The sequence below is a fragment of the Clavibacter tessellarius genome, from assembly GCF_001618005.1.
Lineage (GTDB): Bacteria > Actinomycetota > Actinomycetes > Actinomycetales > Microbacteriaceae > Clavibacter > Clavibacter tessellarius_A.
Genome location: NZ_LQXA01000041.1, coordinates 1 through 21,020 on the forward strand (window position 1 = coordinate 1; position 21,020 = coordinate 21,020).

Annotated in this window: 25 protein-coding genes; 13 read left to right on the forward strand and 12 right to left on the reverse strand. The window is 74.4% G+C overall.

Translation table 11 applies throughout. The features are described 5' to 3' along the window. From AWH51_RS16310 to AWH51_RS10880, 5 genes are all read left to right on the forward strand, one after another. Positions 1-241, forward strand: a 241-nt coding sequence (locus AWH51_RS16310) for a hypothetical protein (RefSeq protein WP_175345515.1), incomplete at its 5' end; no start/stop codon positions are given. 56 nt (positions 242-297) lie between these two features. Further along, positions 298-810: a GNAT family N-acetyltransferase gene (locus tag AWH51_RS10865; RefSeq protein ID WP_063072092.1), complete on the forward strand. Its 513-nt coding sequence runs from the start codon at positions 298-300 to the stop codon at positions 808-810. A 73-nt stretch (positions 811-883) separates the two neighbouring features. After that, a complete protein-coding gene (locus AWH51_RS10870) occupies positions 884-1,300 on the forward strand; it encodes a putative immunity protein (protein ID WP_063072093.1) in 417 nt (138 codons plus the stop codon). Between the two features lie 152 nt (positions 1,301-1,452). Next, positions 1,453-2,025 carry a GNAT family N-acetyltransferase gene (locus tag AWH51_RS10875; RefSeq protein WP_063072094.1) on the forward strand — a complete coding sequence of 191 codons (573 nt, stop codon included), beginning with the start codon at positions 1,453-1,455 and terminating at the stop codon, positions 2,023-2,025. A gap of 264 nt (positions 2,026-2,289) precedes the next feature. Then, complete coding sequence (locus tag AWH51_RS10880) at positions 2,290-2,916, forward strand: hypothetical protein (RefSeq protein ID WP_131798130.1); 627 nt, start codon at positions 2,290-2,292, stop codon at positions 2,914-2,916. A 391-nt stretch (positions 2,917-3,307) separates the two neighbouring features. Here the strand turns inward: AWH51_RS10880 and AWH51_RS10885 are convergent, their stop codons facing one another. Next, on the reverse strand, positions 3,308-3,544 hold the full coding sequence (locus AWH51_RS10885; RefSeq protein WP_063072096.1) for a hypothetical protein: 237 nt from the start codon (positions 3,542-3,544) through the stop codon (positions 3,308-3,310). A gap of 63 nt (positions 3,545-3,607) precedes the next feature. Between AWH51_RS10885 and AWH51_RS10890 the strand changes: the two genes are divergently transcribed. Further along, positions 3,608-4,261 (forward strand): HAD family hydrolase, encoded by a 654-nt coding sequence (locus tag AWH51_RS10890; RefSeq protein ID WP_063072097.1) that lies wholly within the window; start codon positions 3,608-3,610, stop codon positions 4,259-4,261. Positions 4,262-4,273: 12 nt separating this feature from the next. On the opposite strand, the gene AWH51_RS10895 is transcribed toward AWH51_RS10890, so the two are convergent. The 5 genes from AWH51_RS10895 to AWH51_RS10915 all read right to left on the reverse strand — a co-directional run bounded on the left by AWH51_RS10895 (position 4,274) and on the right by AWH51_RS10915 (position 9,946). Next, complete coding sequence (locus tag AWH51_RS10895; RefSeq protein WP_063072098.1) at positions 4,274-6,430, reverse strand: iron ABC transporter permease; 2,157 nt, start codon at positions 6,428-6,430, stop codon at positions 4,274-4,276. Between the two features lie 31 nt (positions 6,431-6,461). Next, a complete protein-coding gene (locus tag AWH51_RS10900; protein WP_081235061.1) occupies positions 6,462-7,451 on the reverse strand; it encodes an iron-siderophore ABC transporter substrate-binding protein in 990 nt (329 codons plus the stop codon). Continuing rightward, complete coding sequence (locus AWH51_RS10905) at positions 7,448-8,359, reverse strand: ABC transporter ATP-binding protein (protein ID WP_063072100.1); 912 nt, start codon at positions 8,357-8,359, stop codon at positions 7,448-7,450. Before AWH51_RS10905 ends, AWH51_RS10900 begins: the two co-directional genes overlap by 4 nt. Before the next feature lie 96 nt (positions 8,360-8,455). Next, on the reverse strand, positions 8,456-8,872 hold the full coding sequence (locus AWH51_RS10910) for a GNAT family N-acetyltransferase (RefSeq protein ID WP_063072101.1): 417 nt from the start codon (positions 8,870-8,872) through the stop codon (positions 8,456-8,458). Between the two features lie 42 nt (positions 8,873-8,914). Further along, a complete protein-coding gene (locus AWH51_RS10915; protein WP_063072112.1) occupies positions 8,915-9,946 on the reverse strand; it encodes a hypothetical protein in 1,032 nt (343 codons plus the stop codon). A gap of 274 nt (positions 9,947-10,220) precedes the next feature. On the opposite strand from AWH51_RS10915, the gene AWH51_RS10920 reads away from it, so the two are divergent. The 6 genes from AWH51_RS10920 (at position 10,221) to AWH51_RS10945 (ending at position 14,125) form a co-directional block, all read left to right on the forward strand. After that, positions 10,221-10,574, forward strand: a complete 354-nt coding sequence (locus AWH51_RS10920; RefSeq protein ID WP_254654544.1) for a hypothetical protein — start codon at positions 10,221-10,223, stop codon at positions 10,572-10,574. 218 nt (positions 10,575-10,792) lie between these two features. Further along, entirely contained in the window at positions 10,793-11,821 is a 1,029-nt protein-coding gene (locus tag AWH51_RS10925; protein ID WP_063072102.1) for a LacI family DNA-binding transcriptional regulator, read from the forward strand. Between the two features lie 85 nt (positions 11,822-11,906). Then, complete coding sequence (locus AWH51_RS10930; protein WP_063072103.1) at positions 11,907-12,494, forward strand: alpha/beta hydrolase; 588 nt, start codon at positions 11,907-11,909, stop codon at positions 12,492-12,494. Between the two features lie 193 nt (positions 12,495-12,687). Beyond that, positions 12,688-13,416, forward strand: a complete 729-nt coding sequence (locus AWH51_RS10935) for a 2'-5' RNA ligase family protein (RefSeq protein ID WP_063072104.1) — start codon at positions 12,688-12,690, stop codon at positions 13,414-13,416. Between the two features lie 101 nt (positions 13,417-13,517). Then, positions 13,518-13,937 (forward strand): BLUF domain-containing protein, encoded by a 420-nt coding sequence (locus AWH51_RS10940; RefSeq protein WP_063072105.1) that lies wholly within the window; start codon positions 13,518-13,520, stop codon positions 13,935-13,937. Continuing rightward, entirely contained in the window at positions 13,913-14,125 is a 213-nt protein-coding gene (locus AWH51_RS10945) for a helix-turn-helix domain-containing protein (RefSeq protein ID WP_302621241.1), read from the forward strand. The genes AWH51_RS10940 and AWH51_RS10945 overlap by 25 nt, the downstream gene beginning before the upstream one ends. A 23-nt stretch (positions 14,126-14,148) precedes the next feature. On the opposite strand, the gene AWH51_RS10950 is transcribed toward AWH51_RS10945, so the two are convergent. The 6 genes from AWH51_RS10950 to dnaK form a co-directional block, all read right to left on the reverse strand. Further along, positions 14,149-14,589 carry a YdeI/OmpD-associated family protein gene (locus AWH51_RS10950; RefSeq protein WP_063072106.1) on the reverse strand — a complete coding sequence of 147 codons (441 nt, stop codon included), beginning with the start codon at positions 14,587-14,589 and terminating at the stop codon, positions 14,149-14,151. A gap of 42 nt (positions 14,590-14,631) precedes the next feature. Next, complete coding sequence (locus AWH51_RS10955; RefSeq protein WP_063072107.1) at positions 14,632-15,861, reverse strand: class I SAM-dependent methyltransferase; 1,230 nt, start codon at positions 15,859-15,861, stop codon at positions 14,632-14,634. Further along, on the reverse strand, positions 15,858-16,313 hold the full coding sequence (locus AWH51_RS10960) for a heat shock protein transcriptional repressor HspR (RefSeq protein WP_063072114.1): 456 nt from the start codon (positions 16,311-16,313) through the stop codon (positions 15,858-15,860). Before AWH51_RS10960 ends, AWH51_RS10955 begins: the two co-directional genes overlap by 4 nt. Positions 16,314-16,332: 19 nt before the next feature. Then, positions 16,333-17,346, reverse strand: coding sequence for a DnaJ C-terminal domain-containing protein (locus tag AWH51_RS10965; protein ID WP_063072108.1), 1,014 nt, complete (start codon positions 17,344-17,346; stop codon positions 16,333-16,335). A gap of 117 nt (positions 17,347-17,463) precedes the next feature. Beyond that, on the reverse strand, positions 17,464-18,132 hold the full coding sequence (locus AWH51_RS10970; protein WP_063072109.1) for a nucleotide exchange factor GrpE: 669 nt from the start codon (positions 18,130-18,132) through the stop codon (positions 17,464-17,466). Then, complete coding sequence (gene dnaK / locus AWH51_RS10975; protein ID WP_063072110.1) at positions 18,129-20,000, reverse strand: molecular chaperone DnaK; 1,872 nt, start codon at positions 19,998-20,000, stop codon at positions 18,129-18,131. Before dnaK ends, AWH51_RS10970 begins: the two co-directional genes overlap by 4 nt. A gap of 316 nt (positions 20,001-20,316) precedes the next feature. Here dnaK and AWH51_RS10980 point away from each other — a divergent pair, with 316 nt between their 5' ends. Then, entirely contained in the window at positions 20,317-21,009 is a 693-nt protein-coding gene (locus tag AWH51_RS10980; protein WP_063072111.1) for a hypothetical protein, read from the forward strand. The last annotated feature ends 11 nt before the right edge of the window (positions 21,010-21,020 follow it).

The window sequence follows — 21,020 nt, forward strand, 5'->3', positions numbered from 1 at the left end:
CCGCCACGCCGAGGGGATCCGCGCGGCGGGCGGATCCGTGCCGCCGGACGCCGTGCGCCACGGCCTCGACGCCGCCATCGCGCTGCGCTGGAAGCTCGCGGCCGACCTCGTGGTCGCGCTCGACGCCGGATCCGCGATGCGCCGCGGCAGCCTGCCGGACGAACCGCCGGAGCGCGCGCAGGCGGAGCTGACGGCGCTGCTCGACCTGCTGCTCGCGTCGGTGGGGCGCGTGCTCGGCTGACGCGCCCTCGCGTCGGCCGGACGGCGCCCGCCCGCCCGCCCGCATACGCTCGCGGCATGCCCACCCGGATCCGCCCCGCCGCCGCCCATGACCTCGCCGCGCTGCAGGGGATCGAGGACCGGGCCGACCGGATCCTCGTGGAGCTGCTCAGCCCCGCCGCGTGGTGGCCCGCGCCGACCGGGGCGGAGCGCGCGGCCGAACACGGGTTCCTGCTGGTCGCGGAGGACGCGGCCGCGGACGCGCCCGCCCTCGTCGGCTTCGCGCACGTCCTCGAGGCCGACGGCCTCGCGCACCTGGAGCAGGTGGCCGTGCCGCCCGAGCACGGGCGCCGGGGCCACGGTGGAGCGCTCGTGGAGGCGGCGGCCGAGGAGGCGCGGCGGCGCGGGCATCGGCGGATCACGCTGCGCACCTTCGCCGACGTGCCCTGGAACGCGCCCGCCTACGCCCGCGCCGGGTTCGTGGAGGAGCCGCCGGCGACGCCGTTCCACCTGGGCCTCGTGGAGACGGAGGCGGGGCTCGGGCTCGACCTGGTCGGGCGACGGATCCAGATGGGGCGCGCGCTGGGCTGACGGGTGGCAGGGACGGCGCTCGCGACGGGGCCCGACCCGCGAGCCCGCGACGCCCGAGTGGAACGCTGGACGCGTGATCGACGCTGCCGACCTGACGCTCCCCGAGGGCGACCGCCGGCGTCTCATCGTCTGGGCAGCGGCATGCGCGGCGCGGCTCCTGCCGGTCTTCTCCGCCGAGCGCCCGGACGACGGCCGGCTGCGGGACGCCCTCGACGGAGCCGCCGCCTTCGCGGGCGGGACGCTCGGGGTCGGCGTGATGCGCACGCTCGCCTTCGGCTGCCACGCCGCGGCCCGCGACGCCGAGTCCGCGGAGGCGACGGCGGTCGCCCGAGCCGTCGGACAAGCGGCGGCCGTGGCGCACATGGCGGGGCACAGCCGCGAGATCCCGCGGTACACGCGGAAGGCGCTGGCGGGCGAGCAGCTCGTCGCGGAGCTGGAGCGGCAGCGCGCGAGCGTGCCCGCGGGCTTCGCGGCGTACGTCTTCGGCTGAGCCGCGCGCATCCGCCGCCCGTCCTTGCGCGCGGTGCGCGCATCGGCCACGGTGGAGGCATGTCGTCGAGATGAGCACCGGCTCCCGCTCCGCTCCCATCCCACCCGCGCCCGGCGGATCCCGCTCGGCGCGCTTCGACGACAGGACCCCGCATGCCCGCTCACCCCGCGCCCACCGTCCGCGCCTACTCCCCCGCCGACGAGACCGGCTGGCTCCGCTGCCGGGCGCTCTCGTTCCTCGACACGCAGTACTTCGACTACGCGCTGGCCTCGCGCCCGGATCCGGCCGAACCGTCCGTCGCGCTCGTCGCCGAGGACCCGGACGGCACGATCGTCGGGGTCCTCGACATCGGCGTCGAGGGTGCCCTCGCGACCATCGACGCGATCGCCGTCCACCCCGACCACCGGGGCCGACGCATCGCCACGACCCTCCTCGAGGCGGCTCTCCCGCTCCTCGCCGGGACGGGCGCCACCGAGCTCGACGCCTGGACCCGCGAGGATCCGGCCGCGAACGCGTGGTACCGCCGCGTCGGCTTCGTCGAGGAGACCCGCTACCTGCACGTCTACGTGGGCGAGGGTGACGACACGACCGGCTTCACGACCCCCGACGGCCTCGGCCGGCCGGTGCAGGCGCTCCTCCATGCGCCGATCGAGCGCGAGGCGGAGCTGCGGGCGCGGTTCCGGCGCGTGCACGTGTGCCGGCGTTACGTGCAGCCGCTGGAGTGAGTTCAGGTGGGCTACGAAGGCACAGCGCCGTCGACGATGCAGGCCTCGATCGTCCCTCCGCATGGCGCGCGCGAATACCACATCTGCCACATGCGCCGTGCGCGGTCGACCCGGGCAATCCGTGCCCTTAGCGTGATCTATAGATCGATATCCGATTGCGGCCGAACGATCGCGTGGAACTGGCGAGAGGCCTCCTGCCGTGCGACTGGTCGCGCGGCCGGGAGATAGCCGGAAGAGTGATGAGCTCGAAGGATGAGGGGAATCATGGGAAATAACACGAATCGCATGTCACGAACTGTTCGGGCAGCAGCGATGACGGCGGGCCTCATCGGTCTGTTGAGTGGATCCGGGCTCGTGGTCGCCACATCGGCCTCTGCGGCGGATGGGGCGACGATTGTGGGAACCGAGACCGCTGCCGCTGGTCGGACCATCATCCTCCGCCAAGGTACTTATGACGGTGTCGCCGGCTTCGGTTGGACCAAAACCCAAAAGCGTCACGCGATCTTCAGCAAGAACTCAATCGGCTTTGTCTTGAAGAATCCGGATGGCGGGGTCGACGAGGGGGAAGATAGGCGCTACACAGCTTACGCGAATGAAATCACGTGCACTGACGAAGAGAGCTGCACGGTTACGGACTCCCGAGAAGTCGGAGTGGTCAACAAAGCCGTCGGAAAGAGCGATTGGTATGGCGTCGCTCTGGGCGGTGAAGAGGTCGGCATAATCACGGCGTACTGCCTGAACCCGGACGGAGCGCTTGCCTGCCCCTCCTGGGTCGACCTCGCGATCGGAGTGAAGAAGCCGTCCACGACTCGCCTCTCCGAGGGATCGCCCACCTCCACCTCCACCTCGTGGTCGTATGAGCCGATGTCCATCGGGCAGGACGTCCCGTGACGGTCGACGGAGACGTGTTCGTCGACTCGATCCGCGCGCGCTTCTCGGCGAACCCGGGTCTGGTCCCGCGGAAGTCATGGGTGGCCGGCCAGGCTCGCGCGGACGGCTCCGCCGTGATCCTGTACCGGGCATCCCACTCCCCCCCCAGGTCGTCGGTCGACGCTGGATGCTCGAGGACCTCGCCAAGTGCTTCTCGCCGAACGACGCGCAGAGCCTGGCATCTGCGGTATTCGCCAACGAGATCGGCGACCCCGACGGCCCGACCGTCTCGCTGGCCGTCGACTGGGCGGACGGACTCGTCGACGAGCCCTCGGCCGTGGGGTGGGTCGTGAACAGGTGGACCGGCGCCGACGGATGCCCCCCCCCGCCCCGCGTGGCGGTGGACCGACGCTCAGCGCGAGCGGCGGAGGGCGACGGCGAACAGGATCGAGAGGGTCACGGAGACGGCAGCACCGATGAGCATCACGACCCCGAGGGCGCCGTTCCCCTCCGTGCCGTCCGCCGCCATGAGCGCCAGCACCCCGACCGCGACCTGCGCGACCGCGAGCGCCGCGAAGGCCACGATCATCACGCGCTGCGTCGTGCGGATCCGGCGCGACCCGGCCGCCGACGACCTCTGCTCCTGCATCGGGCCCCCTGCCGATCCGCGCGCGCCGGTGCATCCACGGCGTGCGTCCCCTAGGGTCCCAGCATGCCCGTCCTCCTCGACCTCGACGACACCCTCGTCGATCGCTCGGGCGCCTTCGCGCGCTGGGCGGCCGAGGCCGTGCCCGCGTGGGGCGGCGACGCCGGGGACGAGGAGTGGCTGCTCCACGCCGACGGCCGCGGACGCACGCCCCGCGAGGTGCTCGCGCAGCGGATCGTCGACCGGTTCCCCGCGGCCGGCTCCGACGTCGACGGCCTGGTCGCCACGCTGCGCCGCGAGGTCGTGGCGCGGAACGACTGCTACCCGGGCGTCGTCGCACGGCTGCGGGAGCTCGGCGATCTCGGGGAGTCGCTCGTCGTCGTGACCAACGGCGACGCGTGGCAGCAGCGGGCCACGATCGACCGCACCGGGCTCGCCGACCTCGTGACCGGCAGCGTGATCTCAGGCGCGCTGGGCGTGAAGAAGCCCGATGCGCGGATCTTCGCGGCCGCCCGCGAGATCGCCGGACCGGGGCGCACCACCTGGATGGTCGGCGACGACATCGAGGCCGACATGGCCGGGGGCCGCGCGGTGGGCCTCGCGACGGCGTGGGTGACGCACGGACGCCCCTGGACGCCCGCCTGGTCGCCGACGCTCCAGGGTCAGGACCCCGCCGACGTGCTCGCCGCGGTGGCCCGCGCGATCCGCGCCGCCGCCTGACCGGATCCGCCCCTACCGCCCCCGCGCCGCCCGCCCGCGCCACAGCAGCCACACGAAGTACGGCGTGCCGACGAGGGCCGTCACGAGGCCGGCGCCGAGCTGGGCCGGGGCGATCACGGTGCGGCCGAGCAGGTCGGCGAGGGTCACGAGCGCGGCGCCCAGGAGGATCGCGACGGGCACCACGCGCGCGTGCCGCGAGCCGACGAGCGCGCGGGCCGCGTGCGGTGCGACCAGGCCGACGAACCCGATCACGCCCACGGCCGCGACGGCCGTCGCCGTGAGCACGACGGCGATCGAGAGGGCGAGCAGGCGCGCGCGGCCGAGCGAGACGCCGAGGAGGCGCGGGGTGTCGTCGTCGAGGGCGACCAGGTCGAGCATCCGGTGCCGCGGGGCCGCGAGCGCCACGCTGAGCACGAGCGCGACGAGCACGGGCAGGGCGTCGTCGAAGCCGCGGCCGTAGGTGGATCCGGAGAGCCAGGTGAGCGCCTTCGCCGCGTTGAAGGGGTCGGTGAGCACGATGATCAGGCTGATGGCCGCGGCCGTGCCCGCCGAGACGCCGACGCCGATGAGCACCAGCCGGTTCTGCGGGAAGCCGCCGCGCGCGGCCAGCCCGAACACGACGCCGGCGGCCGCGAGCGCGCCGAGCCCGGCCGCGCCGGCGATGCCCCAGCCGGCCGCGAGCGGCACGCTCGTCACGAACAGCACCGCGCCGAGGCCCGCGCCGCCGGAGACGCCGAGGATCGCCGGGTCCGCCAGCGGGTTGCGTGTCACGGCCTGCACGAGCACGCCGGCGAGCGCGAGCGCCGCGCCCGCGAGCACGGCGGCGAGCACGCGGGGCACGCGGGTGTCGAGCACGTAGCTGACGATGGGGCCGGCGGTGCCGCGGATCCCGTTGACGACGTCGCCGAGGAGCAGCTTCGCGTCGCCGAGGAGCACGGCCGCGACGAGCAACGCGGCGAGCACGGCCACGAGCGCGCCGACCACGAGCGCGACGCGGCCGCGGGTGACGACGCCGCGCCGCTCGGTCGGCGCGGGCGCCGCGCTGTCGCGGGTGCGCACGGCCAGCACGACGAGCACGACCGCGCCGATGAGGGACGTGACGAGGCCGGTCGGCACGGCCACCGACGCCTCGGCGCCGACGACCGCGCGCAGCAGCACGTCGGCGAGCAGCACGACGGCGGCGCCCATCAGCCCGGCGACGGGGATGAACACCCACGAGCGGCGGACGCCCGGGACGAGCCGGCGCAGCGGCCGCGCGAACGCGGGCGCGTAGAGGCCGACGAAGCCGATGGGGCCGGCGACGGTCACGGCCGCGGCGGAGAGCAGCACGGCGGCGAGCACGGCGACCACGCGGGTCGCCCGCACGTCGACGCCGAGGCTGCGGGCGGCGTCGTCGCCGAGCCCGAGCGCGTCGAGGCGGCGCGTGAGGAGGAGGAGCAGGACGAGCGCGACCACCACGACGGGCGCCATCTGCGCGACCGCGTCGAAGCCGTTCTGGCCGATGCCACCCTGGCCCCAGCGGTAGAGGCCGCCGGTCCGCTGCGGGAACAGGAGGAGGAGCGCGCTGGTCACGGATCCGAGGCCGAGCGCGAGCGCGCTGCCCGCGAGCACGAGGCGCACGGTGCCGGATCCGAGGCCCGAGACCGCGAGCACGACCGCCGCCGCGACGAGCCCGCCGACGAACGCGACGCCCGCGCCCGCGATCACCGGGAGCGTGAGCCCTGTCACGCCCGCGACCGCGAGGGCCGCGTAGGCGCCCGCGTTCACCGCGAGCGTGTCGGGCGAGGCGAGCACGTTGCGGCTCACCGTCTGGAGCGCGGCGCCGGCCGCGCCGAGGGCGAGTCCCACGAGGATCCCGGCCGCCATGCGCGGCAGCCGCGACGCGACCACGACGGACGCGTCGCCCGGCGTCGCGCGGCCGAGGAGCGCCTCCCCCACCTCACGGGGTCCGACCGCGGCGGTGCCCTGGGTGACGTCGACCACCGCGAGCACCGCCACGACGAGCACCAGCAGGCCGACGACCGCGATCGCCCGCACCGGGATCCGCCCGGCCCCGTCGGCGCGCACGACGGCGGCGAGCGACGGGACGGGGGCCGGCATCGCCGACTCGGCCGGACGCGCGGGAGGCGCGTCGGCCGGCGGGGGCGCGGTGCGGGCGGGAGCGGTCATCGGATGGGGAGGGCGGGTCGGGCGCGCCGGGTCAGCCGGCGAGGGTGGAGACGAGCGCCTTCGCGTACGCCGTCATGGAGGCGGGGCCGCCGAACACCCAGATGCCCTCGGGCATGCGGTGCACGTCGCCGGCCTTCACGAACGGGAGCGACTGCCAGACGGCGTTGCCGGCGAGGTTCGACGCGAACGGGTCGTCGCCCTGCGAGGAGTTCGAGTTGTAGAGGAACTGCACGTCGCCGACCTTGGTGAGGCCCTCCACGTCGGTGGATCCGAGGCCGTAGGCGGGGTCGACCTCGCCGGTCCACGCGTTCTCGAGGCCGAGCTCGGCGGTCACGTCGCCGACCAGCGAGCCCTTCCCGAACGGGCGGATGGCGACCTGGCCGGCGTCCACGTACGCGTCCGCGAACAGGAACTTCGAGCCCGCGAGCCCCGCCGCGTCGAGCTTCGCCTTGGCGTCGGTGACGGCCTGGTCGTACGCGCCGATGACCTGCGTCGCCTTGTCCTCGGTGCCGGTCGCCTTCGCGATGAGCTCGAGGTTGTCCTCGCTCTGCTGGATCTGCTTCGTGCCGTCCGCCGACTTCACCTGGAGCACGGGCGCGATGGCCTTGAGCTGGGTGACGGCGTCCGCGGGCAGGTCGTCGGTCGCGACGATGAGGTCGGGCGCGAGCGACGCGATGGTCTCCACGCTCGGCTCGCCGCGCGTGCCGATGTCGGCGGGCTCGTTCACGAGCGGGACGGCGGACGACCAGGCGCCGTAGCCCTTCACGTCGGCGACGCCGACCGGATCCACGCCCAGCGACACGAGGTTCTCCACGACGTTCCACTCGGTGCCGACGACCTTCTTCGCGGGCCCGTCGAGCGTGACCGCGGCACCGGTGCCGTCCGTGAGGGTGATCTCCTGCCCGGCCGGCTTCGCGCCGGTGTCCGTCGAGGCCTCCTCCGTGGTGCCGCATGCGGTCAGCGTGAGCGCTGTCGCGGCGGCGAGGGCGGTCATCGCCAGGGTGCGTCGTCTCGTGATCACGGGTGGAGCCTCTCGTTCCTGTGGTGGTGGCGGGCGACCGCGCGGGTGCGCAGGCTGCCCGTCGTCGGGTCCGCGTGGACCTCGACGGGGATGCCGTAGACCTCGGTGAGGAGGTCGGGGGTCAGCACCTCGGTAGGGGTGCCGGTCTTGACGATCCGGCCGTCGGAGAGCAGCGCGACGGTGTCGGCGAGCGCGGCGGCCTGATCGAGGTCGTGGAGGACGACGCCGACGGCGATGCGGCCGTCGTCGGCGAGGTCGCGCACCAGGTCGAGGAGCTCCACCTGGTAGCGGAGGTCGAGGTACGTCGTGGGCTCGTCGAGGAGCAGCACGCCCGTCTCCTGGGCGAGGCAGCTGGCGAGCCAGACGCGCTGGAGCTGGCCGCCGGAGAGCTGGTCGACGCCGCGGTCGGCGAGGGGGACGAGGCCGGTGAGGTCGAGGGCGCGATCCACGGCGGCGCGGCCCTCGGGATCCGCCCCGCCGAACCGGCCGCGGTGCGGGTAGCGGCCGAACTCGACGACGTCGCGCACGCTCAGGCCGCCGGGCGTCGGCCGGCCCTGCGTGAGGAGCGCGACGCGGCGGGCGAAGCGGCGGAGGGAGAGTTCGAGGGCGTCGGTCTCTGTCTCGGCCTCCTCCTCGACCAGCGCGAGGGATCCGGAGCGCGCCGCCTGGAGCCTGGCCATGGTGCGCAGGAGGGTCGACTTGCCGCTGCCGTTGGGGCCGACGAGCACGGTGACGCAGCCGGGCCGGAGCTCCAGGTCGGCGCCGTGCACGACCGCCGTGTCCCCGTACGCGACGGTGATGTCGCGGGCCGCGAGGGCGGATCCCGGCGTCGCCGCGCGCGTCCCCTCCCGCTCCGCCGCGGGCTCGGCGGCGCGCGGGATCGGGACGGTCGAGGCGGCGGAGGTCACGATAGGTGAGGTTAGCCTAACCTCAGCCGTAGCGACAAGCCGTGATGGTCGGGAGACCGTCGGCACATCGGCCGCACGCCTCCGGGTGGCGGGCGGTCAGCCGAAGCGGGCCATCATCCGCGTCGGATCCGCGAGCGGCACGAACCCGCTCTGCGCGTACAGGTCGTGCGCGTCCGACGTCGAGAGCAGGATCCGGGCGAGGCCGAGCGGCTCCAGGTCGGCGATCACGCCGGACACCAGCATCCGCCCGACGCCCCGGCCGCGGATCTCAGGCGCCACGAACACGTCGCAGAGCCAGGCGAAGGTGACGCCGTCCGTGACCACGCGCGCGTAGGCGACCTGCTCGCCCGTCTCCGTGTCGTGGACGCCGTAGTTGCGCGACCCGTCGATCGCCGCGTCCTGGGTCGCACGGCTACGACCGATCGCCCAGTAGGCCTGCTCGCTCAGCCAGCGGTGGACGCGCGCGCGGTCGATCCTGTCGGTGTCGGACGTGACGGCGAAGCTCGCGGGCATGCTCCGACGCTAGCGACAGGCGTCGGTCGGACGCTGGTCGGATCAGCCGGTCGGGTCGGCCGCGCCGAGCCGGTGCGCGCCGCGCAGCCAGCGGACGAGATCGTCGGGGGTCGCGTCGGCGGCGTCGGGAAGCGGATCCGCACTCGCCAGCGCGTGCGCGATCCCGCCCGGCGCGCTCCCCAGCACCGCATCGAGCAGCGCGTCGCCGCGGAGGCCGGCCTCGCCGAGGAGCGCGACCTCGCGCGCGTGGAGCCCCAGCGGCTGGTCGCCGTTGCCGAAGTCGGTGCCGTAGGCGACGCGGCCGCCGAGCCCCCGGTACCGCCGGGCGTTGTCGAGGGCCGCAGCGAGGTCGGCGCCCTCGTGGATGGCGAGGGTCGAGATCCAGAGCACGTCGCGGGCGGCCGACTCCCGGAGCGCGCGGTCGTCGAGCCGCTCGGTCCACGGCACGTGCACGAGCGCATCGGCCCCCGCGCGGACCGCACGCATCGCCTGCCCTGCGCCCTCGGCGTGCACGGCGGCCCGCAGCCCGGCGGCCTGCGCGGCCTCGATGAGCGCGACCAGCACGTCGTCCGTCAGGAGCGGGCCGCCGTCGTGGAGCACGATCTTGAGCACCCCGGATCCGCCGGCCCTCGCCTCCGCGACCGCCCGGGGCGCGTCCTCCGCGCGGGCCACCTCGCGCACGGCGGCGGCAGGCGCCCACGGCCGATCCGACGGGTAACCCCCGACGGCGGTGTGGAACGGACCCGCATAGTGGACGGCCACGCCGCCGGGAGGGCAGGCCGCGATGCGAGCGATCTCCGCCGGATCCCACCCGAGATCCACCACCGACGTGACGGGCGACGCGGCGAGCGCCGCGTGGTCCACCAGGCCGAGGTGCACGTGCCGGTCGTGGACGCCGTCGCTGATGGCCAGGTCGAGGCGACCGAGCACGGGCTCCCCCGGGTCGGCCAGCGCGACGGCGCCGCCGGAGATCCGCACCGCGACCTCCCGGTGCCGGCGCTCGAGCCGCAGCTCGCGGACGCGCCAGACGCCGTCCGCGGGGGCGGGCCGGCGGGCCGGGCGGGAGGGGATCATGGGGCGAGCGTAGGCCGCGGCCGCACCGCCCCCGAACGCGGCGGCGACGTGCGGGACGGATCCGCGCCCCCGCCGCATGTGCAGGAGCCGACCGGCCGGATCCGCGGGCGCCGTACCCTCGTGCGACCGCCCGTCGATCCGCACCGCGAGGTCCCATGCCGTCCGTCCCGCTCCCGCACGCCGCCCGGCGCCCCGCGCGCCCTGCACGCTCGGGCCCGCCCCGGCCCGCCGCGCCGGATCCGCGACCGGGCCACGCCACGGGAGCCCGCGGATCGTGCTGAGCAGCCCGGACCGCGACGACGACCTCCTCCAGGAGCGCCTCCGCGCGCTGCACGACACGTGGCCGGGCGATCCCGCCGACGACGACCCGCTGCACGACGCGCGTCGGCAGGCCGAGGCCGGAGCGCCGCCGCGCCTCATCGACCTGGTCGCCCCCGTGTGCCGTGCGATCGGCCGCCGCCTCGGGGCCAGCGCCACGGGCCTGCCCCTGCCGCCCGCCGCGACGCCACGCGCCGCGACGCCAGCAGCCGACGACGATGCCGCGGGCACCGAGACCACCGCCGCCCCGTCCGCCTCGGCTCCTGCCGCGGATGCGCGCGACGCCCCCGGCACCGACCTCCCCCGCTGACACCCGCCCCGCCACCCCGTGCCATCCCTGCATCCCGCACGACCCACGCATCCCGCACGACCCGCGACGCCGCAGCGCCTCCCACCGCGCGCGCGTCGCTACCGTGTACCCGTGCCCTCCGACCCCGCCCACCGGACCGCTTCCGAGATCGCGCTCCCACCCGCGCCCGCATCAGCGCCCGGGCCCGCGTCGAGGCGCTGCACCGAGGGGCCCCGCGCATGAGGCGCCCGGACGCCGCCCCCACCATCCACGACGTCGCCGCGCGCGCCGGCGTCTCCAAGTCGGTCGTGTCCCGCGCGCTCTCCGGCTCCCCCGGCGTCGCCGCCGCCACGCAGGTGACCGTCCGCGCCGCCGCCGACGAGATCGGCTACGTGCCGAACGCCCACGCGCGCGGCATGTCCGCGCATCGCACGCACACGCTCGGGGTGCTGGTGCGCGACGCGTCCACCCCGTTCTACGGGCACCTGCTCACGGCCCTGCAGCAGCGTGCATCCGAGCGCGGGTACCGCGTCGTCACGGCCACGGGCTTCGGCGCCTTCGACGTGCAGGAGGAGCGCAAGGCCCTCGAGACGCTGGTGTCGCTGCGGGTGGAGGGCCTCGTCGTCTGCAGCGGCGCGCTGCCGGTGGAGGACATCCTGCCCTCGGCCCGCCGGATCCCCACGGTCGTCGCCGGCCGCCCCGAGGTCGACCCGGCGCTCAGCAGCGTCTACTGCGACGAGACCACGGGCGGACACGGCCTCGCCGACCACGTGGCGTCGCTCGGCCACCGCCGGATCGCCGTCGTGACCCTCAGCCCGCGCCTCTCGCTCACCATCTCGGCGCGCACGCACGCGATGCTCGACCGGCTCCGCGCACTGGGCCTCGACGCGGTGCACGTGCGCGCGGACGACCACGCCGACGGCCACCTGGACGGCGCGGACGGCGTCGCCCAGGCGCTCGTGGACGCGGGCGGGATCACGGCCGTCATGGCGCCGAGCGACGTCTGGGCCCTCGCGATCCTCGACGGCCTCGGCCGTCGCGGCGTCACCGCCCCCGACGGCATCTCCGTCACCGGGTACGACGGCCTGCCGCCCTTCACGAGCGAGCTGCTGGGCTTCACGTCGTGGCGCCAGCCGATCCCGGTGATCGGCACGCTCGCGGTCGACGCCGTGGTGGACCGCATCGACGGCACCGTCTCGGGCACCTGCCACACGGCGGTCGACGGCGAGCTGATCCCGGGACGCACGGCTGTCCGCGTCCGCGGCTGATCCGTCGCGGTTCCGCGTCGGGCGTCGCGGTCGACGCCGCGAGAGGGTGGCGCACACCCACGGGATCCGCGGAGGGAGGAGGTGGATGACCGTGCACGACGATCCCGACGCGCTCCGGCCGCCCGCCCCCGTCTTCCATCCCGGCTTCCCCCTCCCGGTCGCCGACTACCGCGCGCTCCGCGACCTCCTCGCCGCCGACGCGACCCTCCCGTCCGAGCTCGTGGTCGCGCACTCGCGCGGCGCCCTCACGGCGCTCGGCGGGCCGACGAGCACGCGCGAGCGCCTCGTGCTGCTGGCGCCGAGCGTGCCGCGGCGGCGCCCCGCGGAACCCCTCCTGCGGGCGGCCTCGCGGGCGACGGCCCGGATCCCCGTGGTCCGCGGCGTCGTCTCCCACGCCCTCCGGCGCGCGGCCTTCCGCCGTTACGGGCTCCGCGCGCCGACGGGAGCGCCGCTGGACCTCGACGCCGTCGCCGACCGTCTCCGCCGCGCACCCGCGCCCGCCCGCGGGCCGAGGTCGATCGTCGTGGTCGTCGCGCGGGCGGACCGCCGATACGACGACCAGCTCCGTCTGGCACGGCATCTCGGCGCGCGCGTCGTCCACGCGCCCGGAGGCCACCTCTTCCCGCTCACGCACCCCGCGGCCACGGCTGCGCTCATCGCCGCTGCCGTCTGACCGCGACCGTCCGAGATCCGGGGTCCGCCTCCGCGGCGCTGGGACCGCGTCACGGCCGGCGTCAGCCGGCCGCCGCACCCGCCGTCCATCCCCCGTTCACCTCGCGGACTTCCCCGCCGACCGCGGATGTGGCACCGTGTCCGTCGCGGTGGGAACGTTCCCATCGCCCGGACCGCACTGCAGGAGGATCCGCATGGACCACGACGACCCGAACGCCTTCGACATCGCCGAACCCGACGTCGCCCCCGCCGCGGCCGGCCGCGTCGACATGCGCCCGTCGCTGCTCCCCCGCGACGACAGCGACCCCTACCGCTACGGGATCTTCCTGCGCCCCGACCCGCGCACCTGCCGCGCCGTCACCGCGGTCACCGACCAGCTCCGCGCGCAGTACGGCCTCGTCTCCGCGGGCGCCTTCCCGCCGCACGCCACCCTCATCGGCAGCCAGCCGTTCGGGCACGACGAGGCCCGGGTGATCGAGGCGGTCACCGAGCTCCTCGCCGACCGTCCCGCGTTCCCGGTGCACAACGCCGGCGTCCGCGAGCAGGGGTTCGGCTTCGTCTACGACGTCGACGAGCGGCCCGACGGCTCGCAGAACGCCGAGCTCCTGGCCCTCGCGGCCGACATCGACCGCGTCGTCGCCCCGTTCCGCCGACCGATGAACTCGCCCGAGCAGCACACCTTCGACCCCGCGCGCTTCCGCGCCCACCTCTCGCTCGCCTCGCACGACCTCTGCGTGCGCCCGGATCTGCACGACGAGGTCGGCGACTTCATCCGCGGGCTCGAGCAGCCCGTGCCCGAGGGCTTCCTGGGCGACACGGTGATCATGTACCGCACGGCGAGCCCCGACTGGTCGGGCCGCTGGTGGACGACGCTCACCTGGGAGCACGTGCGCACCTGGACCCTCGGCGGCACGGCGCGCTGATCCGGCGCCCTCCGCTGTCCCCGCGGCGCACCGCGGAGGCGCCGGTGCCCCCGATCGGCCTCGCGACGCGCGAGGATGGACGGGAGGCACGAGGGGGATCCATGCGCACGACCGTCTACACCAGCACCGCCACGCGGGACCTGACCGACGACGACCTGGCGGAGCTCCTGCGCCAGTGCGTCCGCAACAACGAGCGGTCCGGGCTCACCGGCATGCTCCTGCACCGGGACGGCCGCTTCATGCAGGTGCTCGAGGGGCCCGACGACGCGGTGCGGGACGTGTTCTCCGTCATCGCCGCCGACACCCGGCACTCCGAGGTCCGCCTGCTGCTCGACGAGCCCATCGCCGAGCGGGCCTTCCCGGCCTGGAAGATGGCGTTCCGCACGGTCGACGACGCGATGGTCGCCCGCCTCGAGGGCTACGACGACTTCCTCGACCGCCCGGCGGAGGCGGCCGCCCGCCCCGACGCGCCGTCGCGGGCCCGCTGGCTCCTGGAGTGGTTCCGCTCGCACCCGGTCTGATCCTGCTCGCCGCGCGCGGCATGACGCTCACGCGGCTCAACGCGATCGTCGGAGTCAGCCAGGCGAACCTGTCGGTTCTGAAGGACGACCGGGCGCGGGCGGTGCGCTACTCCACGATCGTGGCGGTGTGCCGCGCGCTCGAGTGCGAGATCGGCGAGCTGCTGGTGCTGGATCCGCCGTCGTCGTGATGCGCGCAGCGGCGGCCGGTGCGTCAGCCGCGCAGCGCCGCCAGCGCCTTCTGCACCCGGCGGGCGCGGGTCTCCTCCGTCTTCGCCTCGCCGATCGGATCCACGAGCGCCCGCTGCCGGCTCGACGACAGGGCGGCGAACGCCTCGGCCAGGGCGGGCTCCGCGGCGAGGGCGGCGGCGACCTCCTCGGGGAGCACGGCCTCGCGCGGCACGGCGTCGAGCTCGATCGTGACCTCGACCTCGTCGTCGGCGGCGATCCCCGAGGCGGCGCGATGCGCGGCGCTCAGCGGCAGCAGGTGCTGCCCGCCCATGGTGCCGACGGTCGTGCGGTAGGAGTACCCCGCGACGGTCACGACCACGGCCGGCCGCTTCCCGGCGCCCAGCTCCTCGAGCGCCTCGGGCGGCACGGGCAGCCCCGTCGCGTTCACGCGGGCCTGCAGGACGCGTGTGCGGAAGGTGGGCATGGCGGTTCCTCGGTGAGCGGGCGGCGCGGCGCGGCTCGCCGGCTATGGCCCCGAGGATAGGACCTGAGGATCCGCCCGCGTCGAGACGGCGACCGTGAACTTCGCGTTCCGTCCCGCCTCGCGGGTCGGCCCGACGAGCCGCGTGAGCTGCGGCCGGTAGCCGAGCGGGCTGTTGTAGACGGTCCAGAGCTCGCCGCCCGGGCGCAGCATGCGAGCGGCGGACCGGAAGAGGCGCTCGGCGAGGCCGGCGTGCACGGTCGCGCCCGTGTGGAACGGCGGGTTGAGGAGCACGAGGTCGGCGGATCCGTCGGGCACGGTCGATCCCGCGTCGTCGCGCACCACGGTCACCCGCTCCCCCAGCCCGTTCGCGGCGACGGTGGCGCGGGCCGACGCGACGGCGGCCCACGACTGGTCCGTCGCGATCACGCGCAGGTCCGGCCGGGCGAGCGCGACCGCCGAAGCGAGGACGCCGGTGCCGCAGCCGAGGTCGACCGCGGTGCGCGCGTCGGGCAGGAGGTCCGGCAGGAAGGACAGGAGGAAGCGCGTGCCGATGTCGATGCGCGCACCCGCGAAGGCGGCGCCGTGCGCGCGCACCTCGAGGCCGAGGTCGGGGTGCGACTCGCGGCGCGGGAAGGCGTCGGCCGCGGCGTCGCGGACGGGCCCGCGCGCCACGAGCACGCGCGACTTCTGCCGCGCGCGCGTCGCGTGCACGTCGCCGAAGCGCCGGCGGAGCACGTCGGTCATCGCGGGCGCCATGTGCTTGATCCGCCCGCCCGCGAGCACGGTGACGTCGTCCGCCGCCGTGCGCGCGACCGCACCGGCCCACTCGTCGAGCGCGTCGAGGCTGCGCGGCAGGCGGGCGACGACGACCCGTGCGCCGGCCGCGAGGGCGTCGTCGAGCCCGTGGTGCGCGAACGCGGTCGTCTCGCCGAGGTCGCGGGCGTTGAGGTCGAGCGCCGTCTCGGAGACGAGGGCGTCCTGGTGCACGCGGATCCGCATCGGATCCGCCGCCCCGGCCCGCCGGAGCGCCGCGGCGGCCCCGAGCGCCAGGGCGCCGTACTGGTCGCCGATCACCACGACCTCGTCGGCCGCGAGGGGCCGACCGGCCGCGGCCGCGTCGGCGAGGAGCGCCAGCAGCTCGTCGAGGAGCAGGCGATCCGCGGCGTCGGCCGCGAAGAGGTTCTCGGCCTCGACGTCGGGCCGGCGCCGGAGCGCGCCCAGGTCGAGGAGGTCGTCGGCGGCGGTCGTTGCGGATCCCGTGGCGTCGGTCACCGCGCGTCGCGCCCGCCGGCGTCCCGGTCGTCGCCGGGGCGGGCCAGCGCCGCGCGGTACAGCACGACCTCGGTCTGCCGCGAGGGGCGCACGCCCGCGCGCAGCGACACCACGTCGCCGTCGCCGCGGGCCGCGAACACGCGGCGGCCGGGCCGGGAGAGCAGCTCGTCCGCGAGCGCGGACTCGAGCTGGCGCACGCGGCCGCGGAGCTCGGACACCTGGTTCTCCAGCTCGAGGATCCGGGCGATCCCCTCCAGGCTCACGCCCTCCGCGCCCAGCCGGGCGACCTCCCGCAGCTGCACGATGTCGCGCATCGAGTAGCGGCGGCTTCTCCCGGCCGTGCGGGTGGGCGACACGAGCCCGAGGCGGTCGTACTGCCGGAGCGTCTGCGGGTGCATGCCCGAGAGCTCCGCCGCCACGGAGATCACGAAGACGGGGGCGTCCTCGTCCATCGCGTCGCGGGGATCCACGTCAGCTCCTGGCCCGCTCGATGAGGTCGGCGCGCGGGTCCTCGACGGGACCCGAGCTGGCGAACGCGTCGAGCGCCACGCGCTGCGCGTCGGTGAGGCGCGACGGCACCGCGACCTCGATGCGCGCGAGCAGGTCGCCCGTGCCCTTCGCGGTCGTGACGCCGCGGCCCTTGACCCGCAGCACCTTGCCGCTGGACGTGCCGGGCGTGACCTTGAGCCGCACCGGGTCGCCCCCGAGCGTCGGCACCTCGATGGTCGCGCCGAGCGCGGCCTCGGGGAACGTCACGGGCACGTTGACCCGCAGGTTCAGCCCGTCGCGCTCGAACACGGGGTGCGGTCGCACGTGGACCGTGAGGATGATGTCGCCCGCCGCGCCGCCGTCGCCCGACGGCTCGCCCTTGCCGGCGAGCCGGATCTTCTGCCCGTCGGTGACCCCGGCCGGCACGCGCACCGTGAGGGGGCGGCCGTCGGAGTCCTGCAGGCGCACGACGTCGCCCTGCACGGCGGTGAGGAAGTCGATCGTGGTGGACGCCGTCACGTCGCGACCCTTGGTGGGTGCGCCGTAGCCGCGGTAGCCGCCGGTCGACTGGCCGAAGCCGCCGTTGCCGAACATGCCGCCGAGGATGTCCTCGAACCCGCCCTGGCTGTACTGCGGCTGGCCGGATCCGAACCCGGCCGCACGACGCCCGCGGCCGCCGGCCTGCTGGCCGAACATGCCGCCGAACACGTCCTCGAAGCCGCCGCCCTGCGCACCGGCGCCGGGCGCGCTGAAGCGAGCGCCGGATCCCATCGCGCGCATCTGGTCGTACTCGCGGCGCTGCTCCTTGTCGGACAGCACGGCGTTGGCCTCGCTGATCTCCTTGAAGCGCGCCTCGGCCGACGGATCCGGGTTGCTGTCCGGGTGGTACTGCCGCGCGAGCTTGCGGTAGGCCTTCTTCAGGTCGGCCTCCGAGACGTCCTTGGACACTCCGAGGACCTTGTAGAAGTCCTTGTCGAACCAGTCCTGGCTGGCCATCAGACGCCTCCCTTCTTCTTCTCGTGGTGGGGGCCGCACGACCCGGTCCGGGCGCCCGCGCGTGCGGACGCCCGGACCGAGGTGGGTGCAGCCGGATCGATGCTGCGGTTGATGGCGCTACTCCGGCTTGTCGACGACGACCTTCGCGGCCCGCAGCAGCGTCTCGCCGATGTAGTAGCCACTCTCGACGACGTCCGCCACGGTGTCCACCTGGACCTCGGGGTTCGGCTTCTGGAAGATCGCCTCGTGCACCTGCGGGTCGAAGGCGTCGCCCACGGCGCCGACCTTCACCAGCCCGATGCGCTCCACGTTCGTCCGCAGCTTGGCGACGATCGCGGTGAGCGGTCCGCCCTCCGCGAGGTCGCCGTGCTTCTCGGCGCGGTCGAGGTCGTCGAGCACCGGGAGGATGCCCTTGACCACGTCGCCGACCGCGCGCTGGCGCTCGATCTCGCGGTTCGCCTCGGTGCGCTTGCGGTAGTTGGCGTACTCGGCGGTGACGCGCTTCAGGTCCGCGAGGTGCTCGGAGTCGCCCTCGACGGGCTCCGCCCGGGTCTGCTCGATGAGGTCCTGGAGCTCCTCGTCCATGGCGTCGGTCGTCTCGACGTCGGGGCCCTCGGCCTCGACGAACGCGCCGTCCACGCCGGGGACGGAGGCCGCGTCGGCCGCCTGATCCGCCGTGGCGTCAGACCCGGCCGGGGCCGCGGGGGCCGACTGCTCGGCCCCCTCGTCCTCGGGCGTGGCGTCCTCGGGCACGCGGCCCTCGCCGTTCGCGGTGTCCTCGGTCATCGGTCGGTCTTCTTGTCCTGCTCGTCCTCGTCCACGACCTCGGCGTCGACGATGTCCTCGTCGTCCTTCTTCGCCTCGGGCGCGCCCTCCGGGGTCTGGCCCGCGGCCTGCTCCTGCTGACCCTGCGCGTAGATGGCCTCGCCGAGCTTGGTCTGGCTCGCGGAGAGCTTGTCGAACGCGGTCTTGACCGCGGCCTCGTCGTCGCCCGCGAGGGCGCTCTTCAGGCCGTCGACGTCGCCCTGGACCTCGGACTTGACGTCCTCGGGGAGCTTGTCGTCGTTCTCCTTGATGAGCTTGTCGATCGAGTAGGCGAGCTGCTCCGCGTTGTTGCGGACCTCGGCCTGCTCGCGGCGCGTCTTGTCCTCCGCCGCGTGCTCCTCGGCCTCGCGCACCATGCGCTCGATGTCCTCCTTCGCGAGCGAGGATCCGCCCGTGATGGTCATCGACTGCTCCTTGCCGGTGCCCTTGTCCTTGGCGGACACGTGCACGATGCCGTTGGCGTCGATGTCGAAGGTGACCTCGACCTGCGGGATCCCGCGGGGCGCCGGCGCGATGCCGGTGAGCTCGAAGGTTCCGAGGTTCTTGTTGTCGCGGGTGAACTCGCGCTCGCCCTGGAAGACCTGGATCGCCACGGACGGCTGGTTGTCGTCGGCCGTGGTGAAGGTCTCGCTGCGCTTGGTGGGGATGGCCGTGTTGCGCTCGATGAGCTTGGTCATGATGCCGCCCTTGGTCTCGATGCCGAGGCTCAGGGGGGTGACGTCGATGAGCAGGACGTCCTTGCGCTCGCCCTTCAGCACGCCGGCCTGGAGCGCGGCGCCGACGGCGACGACCTCGTCCGGGTTGACGCCCTTGTTGGGCTCCTTGCCGCCCGTGAGCTTCTTCACGAGGTCGACGACGGCGGGCATGCGGGTGGATCCGCCGACGAGGACCACGTGGGCCACGTCGCCGACCGAGACGCCGGCCTCGCGGATGACGTCCTCGAAGGGCTTGCGGGTGCGCTCGAGCAGGTCGTTCGTCAGCTCCTCGAACTTGGCTCGGGTGAGCGTCTCGTCGAGGTTGGCCGGGCCGTTCTCCGTGAGGGAGAGGTACGGCAGCTGGATGCTCGTGCTGGTGGAGGAGCTGAGCTCCTTCTTCGCCTGCTCCGCGGCCTCCTTGAGGCGCTGCTTGGCGATCTTGTCGTTCGAGACGTCGACGCCCGTCGACTCCTTGAAGCGCTTGACGAGGTGGTCGACGATGCGCTGGTCCCAGTCGTCGCCGCCGAGGCGGTTGTCGCCCGCGGTGGAGCGGACCTGGATGGTGCTGAAGTCGTCGTCCTTGCCCACCTCGAGGAGGGAGACGTCGAACGTGCCGCCGCCGAGGTCGAAGACGAGGATGAGCTCGTCCTCCTTGCCCCGGTCGAGGCCGTAGGCGAGGGCCGCCGCGGTGGGCTCGTTGATGATGCGGAGCACGTTGAGGCCCGCGATCTCGCCGGCCTCCTTCGTGGCCTGGCGCTCGGCGTCGTTGAAGTACGCGGGGACGGTGATGACCGCGTCGGTCACCGAATCGCCGAGGTACTGCTCGGCGTCGCGCTTGAGCTTGCCGAGGATGCGGGCGGACAGCTCCTGCGACGTGTACTTCTTGTCGTCGATGCCGACGGTCCAGTCGGTGCCCATGTGGCGCTTGACCGACGAGATGGTGCGGTCGACGTTGGTGACGTTCTGGCGCTTGGCGGTCTCGCCCACCAGCACCTCGCCGTCCTTGGTGAACGCGACGACGGACGGCGTGGTGCGCGCGCCCTCGGCGTTGGCGATGACGGTGGGCTCCCCGCCCTCCAGGACCGAGACCACCGAGTTGGTGGTACCCAGGTCGATTCCTACTGCACGAGCCATGGGGTGTTCTCCTTCTGTTGCCGCGGCGCCCGGATCACGGGGTCGCTTCGTGGGTGACGCGGGTGTCCCGCGGAGTCTCGCTCGCGGTGCCGCTTCGTCAGCGGCGTGCTACTTGAGCCGCGATGACTCAACTCTACCGGAGCCCCAGCCGGCGTCAAGTCGGATCCGCCGAACCTGAGCGCAGGCGGCTCAACTCCCAGGAGGGGGCGGATCAGGTCACGTTCGCATCACGGACCCATCGAGTTCGGGAGGGGTGCCGAATGCCCTGTCGACTCCAACCGGCGGCCGCTCGGCCGCCCCGACCGAAGGACCCATCATGCGCACCATCTCGAAGTCCCTCCTGGGCCTCACCACCGCCGGCTTCCTCGTCGTCGGCCTCGCCGCCTGCTCCACGCCGCCGCAGTCCGCGGACTCCGGCTCCTCGTCGAAGCCCGCCGCGACCGCGACGACCGAGGCGAACCCGACCGCTCTCGCCACGATCCCGAAGCTCACCGGCGTCGACACCAAGGTCACGCTCGACTCCGGCTTCACCGGCGCCCTCACGACCCTGGGCCTGACCCCCGGCGTCATCGGCACCGCGACCCTCGACGGCGCCACCGGCACCCTCGCGTTCCCCATCACCGGCGGCAACGTGAAGTACTTCGACCCGCAGCAGTCCTACCGCCCCTACGTCCAGGGCGAGATCGACCACTCCGGCTCCGGCATCAGCCTCACCGCCGGCTCGACCGTCGTGAAGCTCACCGACTTCGTCATCGACCCCGGCACCAGCCGCCTCACCGGCTCGGTCCAGGTCGGCGACGGCGAGGTCATGAAGGACGTCTACATCTTCAACCTCGACGGCACGACCCTGAAGCCCCTCGCGATGGAGGGCGACAAGGCCGTCCTCGAGGGCACCACGGTCAAGATCAGCCCCGACGCCGCATCGCTGCTGAACAGCACCTTCAAGACCGACGCCGTCACCGACAAGCTCGTCGTCGGCATCGCCAAGATCACCGTCAACACCAAGTAGCACCCACCCGG

Bases quoted from the DNA above. Each gene is read 5' to 3' on its own strand.
- AWH51_RS10865 (WP_063072092.1), top strand. From the start codon at position 298: ATGCCCACCCGGATCCGCCCCGCCGCCGCCCATGACCTCGCCGCGCTG.
- AWH51_RS10875 (WP_063072094.1), top strand. From the start codon at position 1,453: ATGCCCGCTCACCCCGCGCCCACCGTCCGCGCCTACTCCCCCGCCGAC.
- AWH51_RS10880 (WP_131798130.1), top strand. From the start codon at position 2,290: ATGGGAAATAACACGAATCGCATGTCACGAACTGTTCGGGCAGCAGCG.
- AWH51_RS10885 (WP_063072096.1), bottom strand. From the start codon at position 3,544: ATGCAGGAGCAGAGGTCGTCGGCGGCCGGGTCGCGCCGGATCCGCACG.
- AWH51_RS10890 (WP_063072097.1), top strand. From the start codon at position 3,608: ATGCCCGTCCTCCTCGACCTCGACGACACCCTCGTCGATCGCTCGGGC.
- AWH51_RS10895 (WP_063072098.1), bottom strand. From the start codon at position 6,430: ATGACCGCTCCCGCCCGCACCGCGCCCCCGCCGGCCGACGCGCCTCCC.
- AWH51_RS10910 (WP_063072101.1), bottom strand. From the start codon at position 8,872: ATGCCCGCGAGCTTCGCCGTCACGTCCGACACCGACAGGATCGACCGC.
- AWH51_RS10915 (WP_063072112.1), bottom strand. From the start codon at position 9,946: ATGATCCCCTCCCGCCCGGCCCGCCGGCCCGCCCCCGCGGACGGCGTC.
- AWH51_RS10925 (WP_063072102.1), top strand. From the start codon at position 10,793: ATGAGGCGCCCGGACGCCGCCCCCACCATCCACGACGTCGCCGCGCGC.
- AWH51_RS10930 (WP_063072103.1), top strand. From the start codon at position 11,907: ATGACCGTGCACGACGATCCCGACGCGCTCCGGCCGCCCGCCCCCGTC.
- AWH51_RS10935 (WP_063072104.1), top strand. From the start codon at position 12,688: ATGGACCACGACGACCCGAACGCCTTCGACATCGCCGAACCCGACGTC.
- AWH51_RS10940 (WP_063072105.1), top strand. From the start codon at position 13,518: ATGCGCACGACCGTCTACACCAGCACCGCCACGCGGGACCTGACCGAC.
- AWH51_RS10950 (WP_063072106.1), bottom strand. From the start codon at position 14,589: ATGCCCACCTTCCGCACACGCGTCCTGCAGGCCCGCGTGAACGCGACG.
- AWH51_RS10960 (WP_063072114.1), bottom strand. From the start codon at position 16,313: ATGGACGAGGACGCCCCCGTCTTCGTGATCTCCGTGGCGGCGGAGCTC.
- AWH51_RS10965 (WP_063072108.1), bottom strand. From the start codon at position 17,346: ATGGCCAGCCAGGACTGGTTCGACAAGGACTTCTACAAGGTCCTCGGA.
- AWH51_RS10970 (WP_063072109.1), bottom strand. From the start codon at position 18,132: ATGACCGAGGACACCGCGAACGGCGAGGGCCGCGTGCCCGAGGACGCC.
- dnaK (WP_063072110.1), bottom strand. From the start codon at position 20,000: ATGGCTCGTGCAGTAGGAATCGACCTGGGTACCACCAACTCGGTGGTC.
- AWH51_RS10980 (WP_063072111.1), top strand. From the start codon at position 20,317: ATGCGCACCATCTCGAAGTCCCTCCTGGGCCTCACCACCGCCGGCTTC.